The following is an 18519-nucleotide window of genomic DNA, read 5'->3' as shown; positions in this document are numbered from 1 at the left end:
AATTGTGTATAGGCTCTGAACTTGTTCAGGTTGGATTTTTGATTTTCTCTATTAGGTTGTTGATAACTTTGAACAGCTCCTGATCCACTTGAATGGATTTGGAGATTTTTTCGTGCGCATGAATGACTGTTGTATGATCGCGTCCACCAAAGGCTTCGCCAATTTTAGGCAGAGAATAGTCGGTTAACTCACGCGACAGGTACATAGCGATCTGTCGTGGAAAGGCCACAGCCTTTGTCCGCTTACGCGCCTTAAAATCTTCCAGGCGCAGATTGTAAAATTCCCCGACTTGATGCTGTATATCCTGAATCGTGATCATTTTAGGGCGGCTGGACGGGATAATATCCTTCAACGCCTCGGCCGCAAGATGACTTGATACATCCTGATTGGTTAAGGATGAATAGGCGACAACGCGAATCAACGCTCCCTCCAGCTCACGGATGTTTGTATCAATCTGGTTGGCGATATACATCATGGCCTCGTTGGGAATGTCCAGGTTTTCCGCACGGGCTTTTTTCCGAAGGATAGCGATTCTGGTCTCCAGATCCGGTGGCTGAATATCCGTAATGAGTCCCCACTCGAAGCGGGAGCGCAGCCGTTCCTCCAGCGTCGGAATTTCCTTAGGAGGTCGGTCACTGGAGATGATAATCTGCTTGCGTTCCTCATGAAGCGCATTGAACGTATGGAAAAATTCCTCCTGAGTCGATTCCTTGCCCGCAATGAATTGAATATCATCAATGAGCAAAATATCAATGTTGCGATATTTGTTCCGGAAGCTCTCCCCGCGGTTATCCCGGATGGCATTAATGAATTCGTTCGTAAACTTCTCCGACGATAAATATACGACCTTGCTGGTCGGATTGTGCTCCAAAATATAGTGCCCGATGGCGTGCATCAGATGCGTTTTGCCCAAACCTACACCGCCGTAAAGAAACAGCGGATTGTATGCTTTGGCCGGCGCCTCGGCGACGGCCAGCGATGCTGCGTGAGCAAAACGGTTCCCCGATCCGATGACGAATGTATCGAATGTATATTTGGGATTTAGCATATGGGACACGGCCTCTTCATGTACGACCGGCTGCTGCTGAGGTTGCTGCTGAAGATCGAACTCGGGAGGCTTGTTTTCCTCAATGACAAACTTGACCTCCAGCTGCTTACCCAAAATTTCATAAACCGTTGCTCCGACTAGCTTGGTATAGCGGCTTTCGAGCCATTCCACGGCAAAAGTTGTCGGGGCAGAAATCACAATGGAGTGGTCATTCAGTTTCGCTGCCTTGGTAGCCTTAAACCAAGTGTCGTAACTCGGCTTACTCAGCTTGGTTTGTATAATGGATAGAATTTGCTGCCATAGTTCAGAGATATGGCTGTCCACAGACGTCACTCCTTTTAAATCCTGACATTTTGCCGATTGACTGAGAGCTGCTCCCGGCGTTTCGGCAAAACGCCTAAAATCCCAAAAATATTGTTGAAGGCCATAAAAAGACATACCGCCGCCTAAATCATGCGGCAGTGTGGTGAGAGAACGCAGCACAAAATGGCCCTGAAAAATAACTGATGGAAAATTCCACTGCTATGGGCAGAAGAAGGGCGAAATTTCTCAGGAGGGAATGTGCGGCACGATCCGTTCTCTTAATCCCGCAGGCCAAAACAGGACTGCAATATGTCGAAATCAAATGAAAAATGTAGAATATATCCCCAGAATCCCGAATCCGCACAAAAACAAAAAGATGGATAAATTGAACTTGTTCACAACTTTATCCACAGGGTGTTGATAATATGGAGGGTAAAACAACATATTCACATTCAAAAGTAATATCATCATAGCAAAAGAAGCCTTGTATTTCAATGACTCGTGGTTATTTATCCACAAATTCAATCTGTTGTGTACAATTTTTATTCACAACACAAGATATTGTTTATAATTTGTTCAGTTTTCGACAATAACTCTTTTTTGCTCTAAAATGTTATGCACAGGTTATGACCATTTAAATCACAATTCCGTTCTTTTTGTGAATCTGTGTATAACAGCCGTTGCCTTTTGGTTACAGAGGCTTATTTTTTTGTTGAAAATTTCCGATAACGTTTCCGACATTGTTTTTGAATGAACTGGCGACGGCGATCCGAAAAAGACTGAATTGAAGTTGGAAAATGAATAGATGATAGATACGAGTAGTTTCGGCAGGGGAAAAATGCAGATGAGCTGCTGAATGAGAGGAGAGAGAAACAAAAAAGTGTCGCTAAACCAGGGCAAATGAGAGTGAAGTAATGAATGTATGAGAAGGATCGGATTTCTGAACACGAAAAAGAGGGAGAGGACTCACAATCACATTGACTTTGACGGTTATTTGTGGTTAAATGTACAAAGGTGTTTTTTGTGGAGATTGCTACGTTAGGTATATTCCATATAAAACGTATTCCTTGTAAGGAGGTGCAGCACAATGAGACCGACTTTCAGACCGAATGTCAGCAAACGTAAAAAGGTTCACGGCTTCCGTAAAAGAATGAGCACAAAGAATGGCCGTAAAGTTTTGGCGGCTCGTCGCCAAAAAGGTAGAAAAGTATTGAGTGCGTAATGCGTGCATAAAGACCACTACGGTGGTCTTTTTTTTCATAATTGAGGTATTAACGGACCGGATCGCTTCCTCTAATTTGTAGAAATGCAATGAAAAAGAGGGTGAAGTGCCGAATCCTGCGCTATATTATGCGCTATATCCTGCGCTATATTATGCGCTATATTAGATGAAGCTTTTGAAAATGGACGTAAAATAAGCGAGATTACCATGACGGAATGTTGTCCATACTTCTTACTATATAAGAGGTAAGGATTGACTTACCGAAGTGTGTAAAAGAGATGAGCAAGGAGAAGCGCCGTGCAAAAAAAATTGCGTCTTCGAAACCGGGCGGACTTTGGGCGTGTATACCGCCATGGCAAATCTTTTGCCAACCATCAGTTTGTGGTGTACTGGTTCCGCCGTAGAGAGGTAGAGCAGTTCCGTGTCGGAATTTCTGCCAGCAAGAAGATCGGCAATGCAGTTGTCCGTAACCGGATGCGCAGAATCGTCAAGGAAATTGTGCGTCATCATGAGCATGAATTGGTGGAGCAGATTGATTTGATTTTTATTGTCCGTAAGGGTGCGGTTACGATGTCGTATCAAGAGCTGGAGAAAAGCGTGCTGCACGTTCTGCGCAAAGCCTCGCTGCTCAAGTCTTCACGCCGATAGTCAGTATCTTTGTCCTACAGGATATGGTATGATTTACGTTGGAATGGATTGGTTAAGAAAGGGGTTATGAAGTGTCGCGTTTGAAGACTCAACGGGGGAAATGGTTCCTCCTAATTGCCGTATTGGCACTTGTTGCCGTACTGTCCGGGTGTGCCCCGACGGTTCACAATTCTTACACGACGGCAGACTTGGCCAACGGTTCGTGGTGGCAAAGATATGTCGTTTACTGGTTTTCGTATGCGCTGGATACATTTGCCCAATGGTTCTCTGGAGAGTATGGCCTGGCCGTACTGATACTGGTGATTATCGTGCGCACCATTATTTTGCCGCTTACACTCAAGCAAGTACGCAGTTCCAAAGCTATGCAGGCCATTCAGCCGCAATTAAAAGAAATTCAAGCGAAATACAAGGATACACCTGAGAAAGTCCAGCAAGAGACGATGAGATTGTTTCAGGAAAACAAGGTCAACCCGATGGCGGGCTGTCTGCCTTTAGTCGTGCAAATGCCGATTTTTATCGCGCTTTATAATGCCATTTACTATAATTCGGCATTACGGGATCATGACTTTTTGTGGCTCCAGTTAGGTAAACCGGATCACTTCTTCATCCTGCCGATTCTGGCAGCGATTACGACATTTGTCCAAACCTGGATGATGATGAAAATGAATCCTACGCCGCAGCAGGGACCTATGCAGTTTTTGCTGTACGTTTATCCGGTGCTGATTCTGTTCATGTCGTATAACTTCCCATCCGCTTTGCCGTTGTATTGGTTCTACAGTAATATCTACACAATTATTCAAAACTATTTCCTTTATCGAAATAATGGTAAAGAAGCTGCCCTGGCGAATGTGAAAACAGCCAGTCATACAAAAACAGGTTCCTCCAATAGCAAGAAAAAGAACAACAGAAACTCGAAGGGGGCTAAAAAGTCGAGATGACCAAGGTCGTGACATCAGGAAAAACCGTTGAAGATGCTGTAAAACAAGGACTCTCTCAACTGGGAGTAAGCCGTGAACGGGTAACCGTAAACGTGTTGGAACAGCCGTCAAAAGGATTCCTGGGATGGCTCGGGGTCAAGAAGGCCAAGGTGGAGCTTACGCTGTTGTCTGAACCGTCTCCCGAAACCATACACGCGGCTGAACCTCATGTATCGGCTCAAGTGCCTTCTAGTATAGGACAGGCTATTTCAGAAGCTGCGCCTGTTGCGCGGGAAGCACACATCAGTTCGGAAGCCTCTGAGGGACAAGTTGATCCCTATGAGGAGGCGACTCGTTTTATCCGCGAAACAGCAGCAGGAATGGGATTGGACGTTGAAGTTGATGTCCACCACCGCAAGGATGAAAGTATACTGGATATCTCCGGTCCGTCGCTCGGCATGCTGATTGGTCGTCGGGGACAGACCTTGGACGCATTGCAGTATCTGACGAATATTGTTGCCAACCGTCATTCTGACAAATTCATCCGAATTGTTCTGGATGCCGAGCAATTTCGCGCACGTCGGCAGAAAACGCTGGAGGATTTGGCAGATCGGTTGGCAAACCAGGCTATTCGTTACGGCAAGGAAGTCGTGTTGGAGCCAATGCCGTCACAGGAGCGAAAGCTGATTCATGCTAAGCTTCAACAGCATGCGCAGGTTAGAACATACAGCAAGGGGGACGAGCCGAATCGGCGCGTCGTCATTGCCAAAAAATAATCCGACGCAATGGCTCTCTGCATGGTGCAGAAGCCATTGCTTTTTTTCTTATATTTCTGGTGAAACGGATGCCGTCCTTACTCAAGGACGGCAAAGCCGGTTCTACTTGATAGGAGGTAGAAACGATATGCTGAGCGATACCATAGCTGCCATTGCAACGGCTGTCGGCGAAGGCGGCATTGCAGTCATACGGGTCAGCGGCCCGGAAGCTGTCACGGAAGTGGAGACTTTGTTCCGCAGCAAAACGCCTTTAAGCAAGGCTCCATCTCACACGGTACACTATGGACATATTATAGATCCTCACAACCATGAAAAGGTGGAGGAAGTTTTAGTGACGGTAATGCGGGCGCCACGCTCTTTTACAACAGAAGATGTAGTAGAGATCAGTACTCATGGCGGAGTAGTAGCCGTCAAACGGGTTATGGATTTATTGTTGCTGCAAAATATACGTTTGGCTGAGCCAGGCGAATTCACGAAGCGAGCCTTTTTGAATGGTCGTATTGACCTGAGTCAGGCAGAGGGGGTCATCGACCTTATTCGTTCGAAGTCAGATAAAGCCTTTTCTGTCGCTCTGAAGCAGGTGGATGGACATCTGTCGCAGAATATTCGTCGCTTGCGTAATATTTTGGTAGAGACGCTCGCTCATATTGAAGTAAACATTGATTATCCTGAGCATGACGTGGAATCTTTTACGTCTGAGTTAATTAAGGATAAGAGCAGCCAGGTCATGGCCGAGATTGATCGGCTGCTGCATACGGCGGAGCAGGGGAAAATTTTGCGTGAGGGTCTGACCACAGCGATTGTCGGAAGACCGAATGTGGGCAAATCCTCGCTGTTGAATACACTGGCTCAGGGTGAACGGGCGATTGTGACCGATATTCCGGGCACCACTCGTGATGTTATTGAGGAATATGTGACGGTTAATAACATCCCGCTCAAGCTGTTGGACACCGCCGGGATTCGTGAAACGATGGATGTAGTGGAACGAATCGGAGTAGAGCGTTCGAGAACGGCGGTCAGTGAAGCGGATCTGTTGCTCGTTGTGATTAATGCCAACGAACCGCTACATGAGGATGAAATGGCATTAATGGAACAAATCCGCGGTAGACAAGCGATTATCATTATGAATAAAATGGACTTACCGGCTCAAGTGGACCGGGATTTGCTGCTGCGCTATGTACCTGAGGAGCTCATCGTACCGATGTCCGTCAAGGAGAACGAGGGAGCAGACCGACTGGAGCAGGCCATATCCAATTTATTTTTCAGCGGCAAGCTGGAATCAGCCGATATGACATATGTCAGCAATGTAAGGCATATTGCTTTGTTGAAGAAGGCTCGCCAATCACTGGCAGATGCCTATGAAGCTGCAGATCAATTTGTACCAATCGACATGATTCAGATTGATGTAAGGCTGGCGTGGGAGCATTTGGGTGAAATTGTGGGCGATACTGCGCATGATGCGTTAATAGATCAAATATTTTCACAATTTTGTCTGGGGAAATAGGACATTCAAGCATGGCTGGTATAAGCCCTGCTATCGTTATAGATATACAAATGCATATTCGGCGGAAGACCGAAATGTATAAGGAGGTAAGAGAGGTATGGGATATCAAGGAGGCGACTATGACGTAATTGTCGTAGGCGCGGGCCATGCGGGCGTAGAATCCGCCTTGGCAGCAGCCCGGATGGGCTGTCGTACGCTGATGATTACAATTAACCTGGATATGGTCGCGTTTATGCCCTGCAACCCGTCTATTGGCGGTCCTGCAAAGGGTCATGTAGTGCGGGAAATTGATGCTTTGGGCGGTGAAATGGGCCGCAATATCGACAAGACATTTATCCAAATGCGTATGCTGAATACAGGTAAGGGGCCTGCAGTTCATGCATTGCGTGCACAGGCTGACAAGTTCTCTTATCAGCATACGATGAAGGAAACAATGGAGAAGGAACCCAATCTTACCCTGCGTCAAGGCATGGTGGAAGAACTGATTATTGAAGACGGCCATTGCGTAGGCGTGATTACGAAGACAGGCACAGAGTATCGAAGCAAAGCAGTTGTGCTGACTACTGGCACCTATTTGCGCGGAAAAATCATTATGGGTGAGCTGATGTATGAGAGTGGTCCGAACAATCAGCAGCCTTCGGTGAGATTGGCTGAGCATTTGAAAGAGCTGGGCTTTGATCTCGTTCGATTCAAGACAGGCACACCGCCACGGGTGCATAAGGATACGATTGATTTTAGCAAAACGGAAATTCAGCCGGGGGACGACCAACCGAAGTTTTTTTCTTACGAAACGAAGTCTTCGGATAATGAGCAGCTCCCTTGCTGGCTGACGTATACTTCGGTAGAAACACATCAGATTATTAATGATAATTTGCATCGTGCGCCGATGTTCTCCGGTCTGATCGAAGGTACGGGCCCGCGTTATTGTCCATCCATTGAAGATAAAGTGGTACGTTTCAGTGATAAGCCGAAGCACCAAATCTTTTTGGAGCCTGAGGGTAAAAACACATCTGAATACTATGTTCAAGGCTTGTCGACCAGCTTGCCGGAGGATGTACAATTAGCTGTACTGCGCACCATTCCGGGGATGGAAAAGGTAGAGATGATGCGTAACGGCTATGCTATTGAGTATGATGCGATGGTCCCTACGCAATTGTGGCCTACTTTGGAGACGAAAAAGGTCCCTGGCTTGTTCACGGCAGGCCAGATTAATGGTACTTCCGGTTACGAGGAAGCCGCTGGTCAAGGCATTATGGCAGGGATTAACGCAGCTCGTAAGGTGCAGGGCAAAGAGCCTGTTGTATTGGATCGCTCTCAAGGCTACATTGGAGTTCTGATCGACGATCTGGTAACTAAAGGTACGAATGAGCCTTACCGCCTGCTGACATCCCGCGCAGAATACCGTCTATTGTTGCGCCATGATAATGCAGATCTGCGATTGACGCCGATTGGGCATGAGATTGGCCTGATTACAGATGAACGGTATGAACTCTTTTTGGACAAAAAGCAAAAGGTAGAACAAGAGATTGAGCGTCTTCGCTTGGCGAAGGTTCGTCCAGTTGATGTAAATGAAATGTTGGAGCAAGGCGGTTCCGCACCGATACAAGATGGTAGTAATTTGTTAACGGTGCTGCGTCGACCAGAGATCAGCTATGCACAGGTTGCGCAAATTTCACCTTCACCTATCGCTCTCACTGAAGAAGAGCAGGAGCAGGTCGAAATCCAAATTAAGTATGCGGGCTACATTGAGAAGCAATTGATGCATGTAGAACGTCTGCAAAAGATGGAGAAAAAGAAGCTTCCAGAGGATATTGCATACCATGAGGTTCAAGGTTTGGCTATTGAAGCGAAGCAGAAGCTTGAAAAAATCCGTCCCATGTCCATCGGCCAGGCATCCCGTATCTCGGGCGTGACCCCTGCGGATATATCCATTCTGCTGGTCTATCTGGAGCATTATAATCGCGTAACGGCAGCGAGGGGATCATAAATGGACGCCATACAGCAGCAATTTAAGCAGCGACTGGCCGAGCATAGCATTGTGATCAATGACAGTCAGCTAGAGCAGTTTGAAACGTATTATCGTGTGTTGGTAGAGTGGAATGAGAAAATGAACCTGACGGGGATTACAGAGCGTGATGCAGTGTACACCAAGCATTTTTACGATTCTCTTTCACTCGCCTTCTATGTTCCGTTAAAGGATGTGGGGAGCCTAGCTGACATTGGATCAGGCGCAGGTTTCCCTGGCATTCCTTTGAAAATATGCTTTCCACATATTCAATTGACTATTGTGGACTCGCTGAACAAACGCATACAGTTCTTAGCACATGTGGTAGAGCAGTTGGGGTTGGAAAATGTTGAACTGATTCACAGCAGGGCAGAGGAGCTAGGACGTAAAGCAGGCTACCGCGATAGTTACGATCTGGTTACCGCCAGAGCTGTTGCCCGGCTTGCGGTACTGAATGAATTTTGTTTGCCTTTTGTCCGTGAAGGAGGTCACTTTGCTGCGATGAAGGGCAGTGATCCAACGGAAGAAATCAAGGAAGCTTCCTACAGCCTGAAAGAGCTAAAGGGTAAAATTAAGCATGTTCAAGCTTTTCATCTACCTGTTGAGGATGCAGCCAGACATATGGTTATTATTGAAAAAAGAGCAGCTACACCAAGGAAATATCCGCGCAAGCCGGGTACTCCCTTGAAAACTCCGTTAGTGTAAATGTTTGAAAAAGAGTGAGTGTTTCACGTGAAACATTCACTTTTTTTATGGCTGAATCGGTAGCTAGTACGGGGACGACAGTTTATTAACTGATCCTTCCGAAAAGCTGGTAGAGACGATAGGATTATGGTTAGAAAAGTGATAGAATAGAGATAATCGTTTTAATGCAAGTTGACTACTCCCCGTACTCATTTATCAAGATATACATATAGGGGAGTGGGGCAACAAGGTCAGGAAAGTACGTGGAGTGTACCTACTTACGGGGCTGTCTCATATAAAAGGGGGCTATGATCCGCGTAAGTAACTGTTTTTCACGAAGCGCTGTAAGTATGGTGCTATTATGAAATTAGGTGGTATTATACGGAATGAAAGAACAATTTTCCAAGCTATTTGGTTTGACGGAGCGATCTACTGGGGACGAAATAAAACAAATTCCCGTTCAGGATATTGTCAGCAGTCCTTATCAGCCCCGCACCATATTTGACGACGAAAAGATTGATGAGCTATGCCAGACCATTAAAACGCATGGTGTAATTCAACCGATTGTCGTCCGTTTCCGTAATGGACAATATGAAATTATAGCAGGGGAACGTCGTTGGAGAGCTGTTACCAAACTGGGAATGGACACGATTCCAGCCATTGTTCGTGAGTTTAATGATTCACAAGCTGCATCCATCGCATTGATTGAGAATCTTCAACGAGAAGGGCTGACTGCGATTGAAGAAGCAGTGGCTTACCAGAAGCTGATTGATCTCCATCAGCTTACTCAGGAAAGTCTTGCTCAGCGACTGGGCAAAAGCCAATCTACCATTGCTAACAAGATACGACTGCTTCATTTGCCAGAGAGAGTGAAAGAGGCTCTAATGGAACGGAAGGTGTCCGAGCGTCATGCTCGTGCGTTATTGTCATTAGAGACCGAAGAGCTACAGTATAAGGTTTTGGATGAAGTCATTGCTAAGGAACTCAATGTAAAGCAGACAGAGGCACGAGTGGCCTTTTATAAACAAGTGTCAACGATGAAGAAATCCAAGCGGATTTCCTTTACCAAGGATGTCCGGCTTGCGCTGAATACGATTCGTCAATCCATTGATATGGTGTCTGGCTCAGGCCTGGATATCAAAACCAAGGAGTCCGATCACGAGGATCACTATGAGATTGTCATTCAAATTCCCAAACGTAAGTAAGGGATGCAGCGTACAGGCGGCAGCAATTGCCGCTTTTTCTGTCTAACGCCCAATAAAACCGCAGCATACTCGTATTCATTCTATAAAATTGCCGGTATCCGTAAGTTAAGGATTAAGTAACGTCTCCATAGAGCATTTTGCATCATGGAATGTAGCAGAATTCCGATTAAATTATGAGGTGAATGAAGTGTCAAAAATAATAGCCGTAGCCAATCAAAAGGGCGGAGTGGGCAAAACAACTACTTCCGTGAATTTGGGCGCCGGACTTGCTTCCCTCGGCAAAAGGGTATTGCTCGTGGATATCGACCCGCAAGGTAATACAACCAGCGGTGTGGGTATCAATAAGGCGGATGTGGCAAATTGCATTTATGATGTACTCATTAATGAGGTAGATCCTAGTGAGGCGATTGTCAGTACACAGATTGAGGGCCTGGATATTATTCCAGCAACCATTCAGTTGGCAGGTGCGGAGATTGAACTGGTACCGACTATATCTCGTGAGCTGAGATTAAAAAGATCACTCCAGCTCGTAAAGCATAATTACGATTATATATTAATTGATTGCCCTCCATCGTTGGGTATTTTGACGCTCAATTCATTAACGGCCTCCGATTCAGTCATTATTCCAATTCAGTGTGAATATTACGCATTGGAGGGATTAAGCCAGCTATTGAATACGGTGCGGTTAGTACAGAAGCATTTAAACACCTCATTGCAAATTGAGGGTGTATTGTTAACGATGTTTGATGCCCGTACGAATTTGGGTATTCAAGTGATTGAAGAAGTGAAAAAGTATTTTCAAAGCAAGGTTTATCAGACGATTATTCCACGCAATGTAAGACTTAGCGAAGCCCCATCGCATGGCCAGTCCATTATTACGTATGATCCCCGCTCTCGTGGGGCAGAGGTATATATTGAGTTGGCAAAGGAAGTGGTATCTTATGAGTAAACGGTTGGGAAAGGGACTGGATGCACTCATTCCCTCCCTTACGGTCAATGAAGAGGACAAGGTTGTTGACATTCCGCTTAGCCAGTTGCGTGCAAATCCGTACCAGCCTCGAAAAACGTTTGATGATGAATCCATTAAAGAATTAGCGGAATCTATTCGTCAGCACGGTGTTATCCAACCTATTATTGCACGCAGTGTATTGAGAGGATACGAAATTATAGCGGGGGAAAGACGTTTTCGGGCATCCCAATTTTGTGGGAATCCAACTATACCTGTAGTCGTTCGTAATTTTACGGATCAGCAGGTGATGGAGATTGCCTTGATTGAAAACTTGCAACGTGAAAATTTGAATGCGATGGAAGTGGCAGTAGCTTATCAGGGGTTGATGGATCAATTCTCCTTAACGCAGGAAGAGCTGTCCCTGAAGGTTGGGAAGTCACGTTCTCATATTGCCAATTTTCTTCGCTTGCTCGCATTACCGGAGGAAGTCAAAGATCATGTTTCACGTGGAACATTGTCTATGGGACATGCCAGAGCCATTGTCGGACTCAAAGATCCAAGTATAGTGAAGCAGCTAGCACTGCAATGCATTGAGCAGCAGTGGAGTGTTCGCGAACTGGAGGAAGCTGTACAACAACTGGATCACAAGCCTGGGATAACGAAGGCCAAAACCAAAATGCGAAAAAAGGACCCCTATATTGACCATATGGAAGAGTCCCTGCGTGAGCGTTTTAAAACGACTGTGAAAATTAAGCACAATAAGGATAAAGGCAAAATCGAATTAAATTATTACAGCCAGCAGGATTTGGAAAGGTTACTGGAGCTATTGCAGTAGTCTGTAACAATGGACATGTCTCCTTGAGCAAAATGGAAAGTGAGATATGTCTTTACTTTGTCCGGAACTGTAAGAATCAGAGTGGTATTGATGGGTAAACTAATAACCCTTCTGTTATTTGTTTCGCTGTTCTCAAACGTATAAAATATAAGATATGTAGGTACATGATTTTTGAGGTAGAGGAGTAGAAGCAAGCATATGGCTGAATTGAATGGACTAATCATGGAACAGCTTGCCGGTATCGTTGCAGGGATCGTGCTCATTTTGTTCTTCCTGTTGATTGTTATTATTGTACAGGGTGCAAAATTGAAGAAAATGCGGCGAAAGTATGAGACCATGATGGCAGGCAGCGGTGTCGAAAATTTAGAAACGCTGCTGATTGATTTGAAAGTACAGATGGATACGATTGAGGATGAGCAGGAAGCCCATCGTGCAAGCATGAAATCTCTACGTAGCAAACTGACTGGAATGAAGGGAACTGTTGGTATCAAACGTTATAATGCTTTTGGCGAAAGAGGAAGCGATTTGAGCTTTTCTTTGGCTATTGTAGATGACAATCAGGACGGCATAGTGTTAACCGGTATTTATAACCGGGATGGCTCTTATGTGTACGCCAAGCCTCTCGAAGCTGGGCAATCATCCTATTCCTTATCCCCTGAAGAGAAAGAAGCCATTACTCTTGCGCAGCAAGCAGGACAGAACGGTAATGCCACTCCTTAATCGCGGAGTATAAGCTACTAGCAATGATATCTGATAATTTCATTACCAGATTTAGCCTTGTATTTTGCAACACGAAGTATTCCATGAAGCCGCCGACGTTAACGATACCTGTCAAATGGATATCGCCGACCGGCGGTAATTCTTTATTTACGCCTGCTCCAGGCTTTAGCGGACCCTCTGCGACCTGGATGCACCCCACACTGGAGGTTTGTCCAAGACATGCATCAATGCCGATGATGTAAGGCTGTTCATACTGGGTATAGATGCCGTTTAGCGTCGTTTGCAGATTCATAGCATGCACAGGCTCATCTAATGTACCATACAGGTTGAATAGAGGGCTTTTATAGCGTGATAAATGGGTGCCTACGAGCGGTCCAAGGCAATCCCCAGTAGAACGGTCGGTGCCGATGCAAATGATGACGATATTCTGTAGACTCGGTGCCTGATGCAGATGGAACAGCAAACGATGGATGATGGCTGATTGGATTCCAGGGTCGGTGTGTGATATTTTTAGGCTAAGGGGTTCTTGCTCCGGAATGAAGTCAGATGGATGAGACATGGTATCTTCCTTTCGCTCTGTAATGGAGTGTGCAAGTTGCAGGTTGCGCTCGCTTTATATAGATCGTTATGGGTGTAACATTTATTCTTTAGATAGTAGCTAGTATATGGATAAGTTTGTGCTTTTATACTTGGGAAAGTAGATTATTCATAGTCGTATGAATAACATCAGTTGATGAGCTTCTATAGTAGAAAATAGAATGCGGAAGCAGGAAGGGAAGTTCCCTTGTTTAAGGAGGAATACAGCATGACCTTTATGCATTGGTTGGAGAGCGACTCAGGCACAGAAGAGGTAGTGAACGGGGCTATCCACTTGAAGGATACTGCGTGGAAATTCTTCACAGATGGTGAGATGTGGTCGACCTTTTTGTTTGTAATTTTGAAAATTGCTATTATTTTCATCATTACCCGTATCTTTATTCGGGTTATTAATAAAATTATAGATAAGTCAATGCAGCAAAAGGGAGATAACAGCAGGTTCCGATTGAATGAGAGACGGTTAACGACTGTTGGGGAACTTCTTAAAAATGTAACGAACATTGTCTTCAATTTTATTTTGATTATGCTGGTATTGTCTCAAATGGGTATTAATCTTGGGCCTCTGATTGCTGGCGCGGGAGTGCTTGGATTGGCTGTTGGTTTTGGAGCACAGAGCTTGGTTAAGGATGTAATTACTGGATTTTTTATTATTTTGGAGGATCAGTTTGCTGTAGGGGACGTCATTCAGACAGGAACCTTCAAAGGGACGGTAGGAATGATTGGGCTTCGTACAACCAGGCTGGTAAGCTGGAAAGGAGAGGTTCACATTTTACCGAACGGCTCCATTACAACGGTTACGAACTTCTCCATGTCCAACGCATTGGCGGTAGTCGACGTACCGATGAAGGTGGAGCGTAGTCTGGAGGAAGCCGTTGGCTTGGTAAAGCAAGCAATCCAGGGGATTGAGGAGTCTAATGCACAGATACTCAATATACCGGATGTGCTAGGGGTGCAGTCCATGACTACAGCAGAGTATATTGTACGTATTGTGGCGGAATGTATGCCGAATACAGCGGCTGTAGTCGAACGGGATATCCAGAATAACATCAAGAAGGCTCTGGAGGATGAGGAACATCGTCAGGCCGCGCTAAAGACGGCGGTAACCCTCGAAAAAGAAGATTACGAAGAAGGAAAAGGGGGAGAGAAGAGTGGAGCGTAAGTCGTTTGAACTAGGGGACATTGTGCAGATGAAGAAGCCTCATCCCTGCGGAACGAATGAAATGGAAATTATCCGTATGGGGATGGATATTCGGATCAAGTGTGTCGGTTGCCAGCACAGTGTGCTGATCCCGCGTGCCAAGTTCGAAAAGAATATGAAGAAGGTGCTGCGCTCAAAGTCCAGTACTCTCGAACAGAATTCGGAAACCATTTGAGCCCGAGAAAGTGAATCATGCTGGACAAGAATCAGCTTGCGTCATGGTTGCAATGATGATATAATAATCCTTGCTGCGGAAAGGTACCCAAGAGGTCCAAGGGGGCTGACTCGAAATCAGTTAGGCGTCGCGAGGCGTGCGTGGGTTCGAATCCCACTCTTTCCGCCACTACAATAAATCGCACTGTATCAACGTTTACAGTACGATATGTGGATCGAAAGCTATACGATTTTTACACGAAATTGAGCTAGATGATTCCGATATACCTAAATGATTCCGTTAACCTCTTACGCTAACCACGCGTAGGAGGTTTTTTATTATGGATAAACGTATGGGCCGCAAGACAATCAGCGCACGTAAGTCGACTGTAGACGTAGGATTACCGACATATTCGCTGGAGGAGGCGCTGGACTTCGTTGTTCAAGTGAAACGCGCTAATAACTTAAAGGAACGGACGATCGAGGGCTACATACAGAACATGGGCTATTTCAACGAATGGGTCGCAGAGAGGTACGGAGATATTTCGATTGATGGCGTGACGGCGGCGATGCTGCGCGAATACGTCTTGTGGTGCGCTAATGACAAGGAGTTCTACGCGGGCCATCCGTTCAAGGCGGACTACGATAAAGAGCGTAAGGGGCTTTCTCCGGCGTCTGTGAACGTGCGTATACGCGTGCTGAAGACGTTCTTTAATGTGTTATACGATGAGGACGTTATAAACCGTAATCCGGTCGCAAACTTGTCTCTAATGCGCCAAGACGTCGATACAGTTATGCCGTTAACAGAAGACGAGCTGCGGCGCTTTATGAAGGCTCCCGATCAACGACAATGGGCGCAATGGCGTGATTATATAATAATGACACTGATATTGGATTGCGGAATGCGTCTCGGGGAAGTGTGCGCGTTAGAAAAGTCCGAGGTTGACTACGTGAAGAAACAAATCGTGCTGCCTGCGGTGAAGAATAAGAACCGTAAATCGCGTATTTTACCGTTATCCACAACTACAATTCGGCTTCTAAAACAGTTATCCACAGAGACAGCGGAGCATTTTGACACGCCATACTTATTCACAACCAATTACGGACAGCAACTAAGTGAAAAGACGATACAGAAATCGTTCGATAAATACGCGGAGAAGGCGAAACTAGAACGGTCGATGTCGCCGCACGTGTTAAGGCATAATTTCGCTACTATGGCGGCTGAGAACGGGATGTCGATATTTCATCTACAGAAGTTAATGGGGCACGCGGATATTGCAACAACGCGGAAGTATGTACAGATTAGTGAGGGGAGTTTAGTGGATGAGCACCGGAAACATTCTCCGTTGTCAAGGCTTCGGAAATGAGCGGAATTTATAGTTGAGAGAATACTGTGGTTTAGCGGAAGTATGTTGTATAATTATATAAGCAAGACGCACGGCATGGAGGAACTATGAATGAGTGTTTTCGAGTCTATGTCGTTAATGATTAATTTTGGAATGTTTGTTTTGACATTACTGGCCGTCGTTATCTCTATACTTACGTTTAAGCAGAAACGAGAAGAAAACAAGGTGCAAAAAAGAAAATAGCCTAGTCCCCGGCAAGAGATAGGCTATTTCTACAGAAAAATATATTATTGGGAGCCGTGCGTCTTGCAATTACGGCTTCTTTCTTTTTGTAACACGTTACATTTTTAGTTTACACAATCTCATCCCAATTGTCATTAACTAATTGATTAGATAGTTAGAAAGTGCGGAGTCGACATCGTTTCGTACGCGTTAATCGGGACTGGCGTGTACAGTACGTTCAGTGGGGCTGGGCCGAAAACGGAGAAGAAGGCGGAAAATATGACGGAGTAATAACGGATATAAGCGGACTTGCCTGCGGGTGGGTCCGCTATTTTTCGTTTAAACAGTGGTGACAGTAGCGGGATGAAATGGTATTATTTAGGTAAAAGTGAATTAACGGAGGGGGAGTACGATTGGAGACCGATAAGTTCGAGGAGCGATTTGAACGAAAGAAAACGCAGCCTAACGTATATCCAGTACTCGGGTGGCTTTGCGTTGTCGTATCACTGGTATTCTTCCCGTTGCTTGTCGGAGCCGCCGGCGTTGTGTTCGGATATCTGACGAAAAAGTCCGGCAAGGACGTCCAAGGTGTCGCGATCATGTCTTTAGCGGTCGCGTGCGGATTGATTGGTACGTTGATCGGAATTATTGCACCTATGCATTGATAAAAGACAGTACATATACCGTATTTTCACCGCAAATCAGCGCCCTAACTCCGCTCTGAATACCCACTTAAGGGTAGCGCCATAAACGCCTAATTTTACGTTAAAAGCCCGTGTCCTCAACGTAGAGGATTGCGGGCTTTTTCGTTGTTTATCGGTTCTGCCCGCGCTGTATTGCGCGGATAAGTTCTTCGTTTCGCAAGTCAGCTTTGTGGCTGTTTACAACGACCAGTGCGTGAATGACACCAGGCACGAAGAAAAATATACACAGTATAAAATTCAAAATAGCCTGGCCGGGTTTACCACAAAGTAGAACCGCCAGCGGTGGAATCAGAATAGCAAGAAGGTATCGCATCAGATGTAACCCCTTTTTACGTTTATTTAATTTGAGCACAATTTTATCAGATAGAGGGGAATTATGCTACGAAAAAACTGGGAATTTTACCCTCGGAGGTTGCGCACGCACAGCTTCGAGCGTATCGCACATAAGGTCGTAATCACCCTCCGCCTTCTCCGCACGCGCCTCTGCTTCCTCTCGCGCCTCACGCTCGACCTTCAGGGCGGCCTTTACTTCGCGTAGTTCTCGCACGGTCATTTCGTCGACGGTCTTTACCGCGCCGGATTTCAGCGTATGCCCACGTGTCCTCTCTTCCGGTGACAACAGCGCTATCTCGTATAACCTGGTCACTCCTATTTGACAATTCGGATTGTCATCTGTCCCCAGCTCGTCGAATACTACGATGAATTTGTCAGCCTGTTGACGTGTCATCCTAATCTCTTCAGCGCACCAACGTGACCACTGACCGTGTACTAAATCATTCTCCTTTACGTGCTTTAATCTCCGTCCAATTTCGAAGATAGCTTCGCCTGCGACGCGCTTGTATGCGTTGATTTCCGCAGTTAGTGTAGGTAAGTCGGATGATAGAGTCGCGACTTCACTCACGTTGATTCCTCCTTTCGAGCCAGTGACGTGAATAGTATTCACCTCATCCCTACTTCATTTCACTAAAGTGAATAAATAAACCTATTAATATGCAAGACGTACATGTTCGGACGACCCACCTTGGGTATTTCCCTGCGTTAAACGCAGAGTATGTCGCGTCGTTTCACCGTAAAATCACCGTAAAATAGCCCGTCTAAGCCTACGTTAAGGTGTAGGGATGGGGACGAGGGGAAGACGCTAATTTAACGCAAAAAGACCGCTAGATTAACGGTCTTCTTTTTTCGGCTCGGTACTTTCTTTGGCACCTTGAGGTATGTATTCAAGAGATAGTAATTCAGAAATATCGTTGATTTCAAGGGCATCCGCAATTTTCACAAGTGTTTTAATATTTATTTGTTCGCGAATGTTACGTGACATTTCGGAAATAGCAGCTTGGCGGACGCCGGATAATTCTGCGAGCTGTGTTTGTGTTAACCCCCGTTGGGCCATGACCTCATTTAATCTCAAGCGGATAGTTCTCATATTTACCTCTTCCTCAAATTTCATTATCGGATATACGAATATTCGTAAATTAAGTGTTGA

General features: G+C 45.6%; 21 protein-coding genes and 1 tRNA gene. 17 read left to right on the top strand and 5 right to left on the bottom strand.

What is annotated here, in order from left to right:
* Positions 1 to 25: 25 nt before the first annotated feature.
* Positions 26 to 1372: a chromosomal replication initiator protein DnaA gene (dnaA, locus tag GCU48_RS10795; RefSeq protein ID WP_025716021.1), complete on the bottom strand. Its 1347-nt coding sequence runs from the start codon at positions 1370 to 1372 to the stop codon at positions 26 to 28.
* A 1066-nt stretch (positions 1373 to 2438) separates the two neighbouring features.
* Between dnaA and rpmH the strand changes: the two genes are divergently transcribed.
* The 11 genes from rpmH to GCU48_RS10740 all read left to right on the top strand — a co-directional run bounded on the left by rpmH (position 2439) and on the right by GCU48_RS10740 (position 12816).
* Positions 2439 to 2573, top strand: coding sequence for a 50S ribosomal protein L34 (gene rpmH / locus GCU48_RS10790; protein ID WP_007433250.1), 135 nt, complete (start codon positions 2439 to 2441; stop codon positions 2571 to 2573).
* Positions 2574 to 2870: 297 nt separating this feature from the next.
* Complete coding sequence (gene rnpA, locus GCU48_RS10785) at positions 2871 to 3221, top strand: ribonuclease P protein component (protein WP_013312817.1); 351 nt, start codon at positions 2871 to 2873, stop codon at positions 3219 to 3221.
* 71 nt (positions 3222 to 3292) lie between these two features.
* Complete coding sequence (locus GCU48_RS10780) at positions 3293 to 4159, top strand: YidC/Oxa1 family membrane protein insertase (protein WP_025716020.1); 867 nt, start codon at positions 3293 to 3295, stop codon at positions 4157 to 4159.
* A complete protein-coding gene (gene jag / locus GCU48_RS10775; RefSeq protein WP_025716019.1) occupies positions 4156 to 4914 on the top strand; it encodes an RNA-binding cell elongation regulator Jag/EloR in 759 nt (252 codons plus the stop codon). Before GCU48_RS10780 ends, jag begins: the two co-directional genes overlap by 4 nt.
* Before the next feature lie 127 nt (positions 4915 to 5041).
* On the top strand, positions 5042 to 6418 hold the full coding sequence (mnmE, locus tag GCU48_RS10770; RefSeq protein ID WP_152380011.1) for a tRNA uridine-5-carboxymethylaminomethyl(34) synthesis GTPase MnmE: 1377 nt from the start codon (positions 5042 to 5044) through the stop codon (positions 6416 to 6418).
* 97 nt (positions 6419 to 6515) lie between these two features.
* Positions 6516 to 8405, top strand: a complete 1890-nt coding sequence (gene mnmG, locus GCU48_RS10765) for a tRNA uridine-5-carboxymethylaminomethyl(34) synthesis enzyme MnmG (protein WP_152380010.1) — start codon at positions 6516 to 6518, stop codon at positions 8403 to 8405.
* On the top strand, positions 8406 to 9128 hold the full coding sequence (rsmG, locus tag GCU48_RS10760; protein ID WP_152380009.1) for a 16S rRNA (guanine(527)-N(7))-methyltransferase RsmG: 723 nt from the start codon (positions 8406 to 8408) through the stop codon (positions 9126 to 9128). It abuts the gene before it with no gap.
* A gap of 365 nt (positions 9129 to 9493) precedes the next feature.
* Complete coding sequence (noc, locus tag GCU48_RS10755; RefSeq protein ID WP_152380008.1) at positions 9494 to 10312, top strand: nucleoid occlusion protein; 819 nt, start codon at positions 9494 to 9496, stop codon at positions 10310 to 10312.
* 187 nt (positions 10313 to 10499) lie between these two features.
* The gene (locus GCU48_RS10750; protein WP_007433242.1) at positions 10500 to 11261 is read left to right on the top strand and encodes a ParA family protein; all 762 of its coding nucleotides are present in this window, start codon (positions 10500 to 10502) and stop codon (positions 11259 to 11261) included.
* On the top strand, positions 11254 to 12096 hold the full coding sequence (locus tag GCU48_RS10745; RefSeq protein ID WP_025716014.1) for a ParB/RepB/Spo0J family partition protein: 843 nt from the start codon (positions 11254 to 11256) through the stop codon (positions 12094 to 12096). Before GCU48_RS10750 ends, GCU48_RS10745 begins: the two co-directional genes overlap by 8 nt.
* Positions 12097 to 12294: 198 nt before the next feature.
* Positions 12295 to 12816 carry a DUF4446 family protein gene (locus GCU48_RS10740; RefSeq protein ID WP_152380007.1) on the top strand — a complete coding sequence of 174 codons (522 nt, stop codon included), beginning with the start codon at positions 12295 to 12297 and terminating at the stop codon, positions 12814 to 12816.
* On the opposite strand, the gene yyaC is transcribed toward GCU48_RS10740, so the two are convergent.
* Positions 12770 to 13375, bottom strand: a complete 606-nt coding sequence (yyaC, locus tag GCU48_RS10735) for a spore protease YyaC (protein ID WP_152380006.1) — start codon at positions 13373 to 13375, stop codon at positions 12770 to 12772. The genes GCU48_RS10740 and yyaC overlap by 47 nt on opposite strands.
* Before the next feature lie 246 nt (positions 13376 to 13621).
* On the opposite strand from yyaC, the gene GCU48_RS10730 reads away from it, so the two are divergent.
* From GCU48_RS10730 to GCU48_RS10705, 6 genes are all read left to right on the top strand, one after another.
* The gene (locus GCU48_RS10730) at positions 13622 to 14572 is read left to right on the top strand and encodes a mechanosensitive ion channel family protein (RefSeq protein WP_152380005.1); all 951 of its coding nucleotides are present in this window, start codon (positions 13622 to 13624) and stop codon (positions 14570 to 14572) included.
* On the top strand, positions 14562 to 14786 hold the full coding sequence (locus tag GCU48_RS10725) for a DUF951 domain-containing protein (protein WP_025716010.1): 225 nt from the start codon (positions 14562 to 14564) through the stop codon (positions 14784 to 14786). Before GCU48_RS10730 ends, GCU48_RS10725 begins: the two co-directional genes overlap by 11 nt.
* Positions 14787 to 14863: 77 nt before the next feature.
* Positions 14864 to 14954 (top strand) — tRNA-Ser (locus GCU48_RS10720).
* A 151-nt stretch (positions 14955 to 15105) separates the two neighbouring features.
* Positions 15106 to 16131 (top strand): tyrosine-type recombinase/integrase, encoded by a 1026-nt coding sequence (locus tag GCU48_RS10715; protein WP_152380004.1) that lies wholly within the window; start codon positions 15106 to 15108, stop codon positions 16129 to 16131.
* Between the two features lie 90 nt (positions 16132 to 16221).
* A complete protein-coding gene (locus tag GCU48_RS27845; protein WP_149034898.1) occupies positions 16222 to 16353 on the top strand; it encodes a putative holin-like toxin in 132 nt (43 codons plus the stop codon).
* 392 nt (positions 16354 to 16745) lie between these two features.
* Positions 16746 to 16997, top strand: coding sequence for a G protein-coupled receptor family protein (locus GCU48_RS10705; RefSeq protein ID WP_152380003.1), 252 nt, complete (start codon positions 16746 to 16748; stop codon positions 16995 to 16997).
* A gap of 148 nt (positions 16998 to 17145) precedes the next feature.
* On the opposite strand, the gene GCU48_RS10700 is transcribed toward GCU48_RS10705, so the two are convergent.
* The 3 genes from GCU48_RS10700 to GCU48_RS10690 form a co-directional block, all read right to left on the bottom strand.
* Entirely contained in the window at positions 17146 to 17349 is a 204-nt protein-coding gene (locus tag GCU48_RS10700) for a YqaE/Pmp3 family membrane protein (RefSeq protein WP_152380002.1), read from the bottom strand.
* 66 nt (positions 17350 to 17415) lie between these two features.
* Positions 17416 to 17937, bottom strand: coding sequence for a DUF3102 domain-containing protein (locus GCU48_RS10695; protein WP_152380001.1), 522 nt, complete (start codon positions 17935 to 17937; stop codon positions 17416 to 17418).
* Between the two features lie 264 nt (positions 17938 to 18201).
* Complete coding sequence (locus tag GCU48_RS10690; protein WP_152380000.1) at positions 18202 to 18459, bottom strand: helix-turn-helix domain-containing protein; 258 nt, start codon at positions 18457 to 18459, stop codon at positions 18202 to 18204.
* Positions 18460 to 18519 lie beyond the last annotated feature (60 nt).

The sequence above is a fragment of the Paenibacillus brasilensis genome (genome assembly GCF_009363115.1).
Taxonomy (GTDB): Bacteria; Bacillota; Bacilli; order Paenibacillales; family Paenibacillaceae; genus Paenibacillus; species Paenibacillus brasilensis.
The sequence above is the reverse complement of the archived record's forward strand: the minus strand, read 5'-3'. Positions and strand labels throughout refer to the sequence as shown.

What these genes read in the sequence shown, in the direction of transcription:
- rpmH (WP_007433250.1), top strand. Translation starts at nt 2,439, where the DNA reads ATGAGACCGACTTTCAGACCGAATGTCAGCAAACGTAAAAAGGTTCAC.
- jag (WP_025716019.1), top strand. Translation starts at nt 4,156, where the DNA reads ATGACCAAGGTCGTGACATCAGGAAAAACCGTTGAAGATGCTGTAAAA.
- mnmE (WP_152380011.1), top strand. Translation starts at nt 5,042, where the DNA reads ATGCTGAGCGATACCATAGCTGCCATTGCAACGGCTGTCGGCGAAGGC.
- mnmG (WP_152380010.1), top strand. Translation starts at nt 6,516, where the DNA reads ATGGGATATCAAGGAGGCGACTATGACGTAATTGTCGTAGGCGCGGGC.
- rsmG (WP_152380009.1), top strand. Translation starts at nt 8,406, where the DNA reads ATGGACGCCATACAGCAGCAATTTAAGCAGCGACTGGCCGAGCATAGC.
- noc (WP_152380008.1), top strand. Translation starts at nt 9,494, where the DNA reads ATGAAAGAACAATTTTCCAAGCTATTTGGTTTGACGGAGCGATCTACT.
- GCU48_RS10745 (WP_025716014.1), top strand. Translation starts at nt 11,254, where the DNA reads ATGAGTAAACGGTTGGGAAAGGGACTGGATGCACTCATTCCCTCCCTT.
- GCU48_RS10740 (WP_152380007.1), top strand. Translation starts at nt 12,295, where the DNA reads ATGGCTGAATTGAATGGACTAATCATGGAACAGCTTGCCGGTATCGTT.
- yyaC (WP_152380006.1), bottom strand. Translation starts at nt 13,375, where the DNA reads ATGTCTCATCCATCTGACTTCATTCCGGAGCAAGAACCCCTTAGCCTA.
- GCU48_RS10730 (WP_152380005.1), top strand. Translation starts at nt 13,622, where the DNA reads ATGACCTTTATGCATTGGTTGGAGAGCGACTCAGGCACAGAAGAGGTA.
- GCU48_RS10715 (WP_152380004.1), top strand. Translation starts at nt 15,106, where the DNA reads ATGGATAAACGTATGGGCCGCAAGACAATCAGCGCACGTAAGTCGACT.
- GCU48_RS27845 (WP_149034898.1), top strand. Translation starts at nt 16,222, where the DNA reads ATGAGTGTTTTCGAGTCTATGTCGTTAATGATTAATTTTGGAATGTTT.
- GCU48_RS10700 (WP_152380002.1), bottom strand. Translation starts at nt 17,349, where the DNA reads ATGCGATACCTTCTTGCTATTCTGATTCCACCGCTGGCGGTTCTACTT.
- GCU48_RS10690 (WP_152380000.1), bottom strand. Translation starts at nt 18,459, where the DNA reads ATGAGAACTATCCGCTTGAGATTAAATGAGGTCATGGCCCAACGGGGG.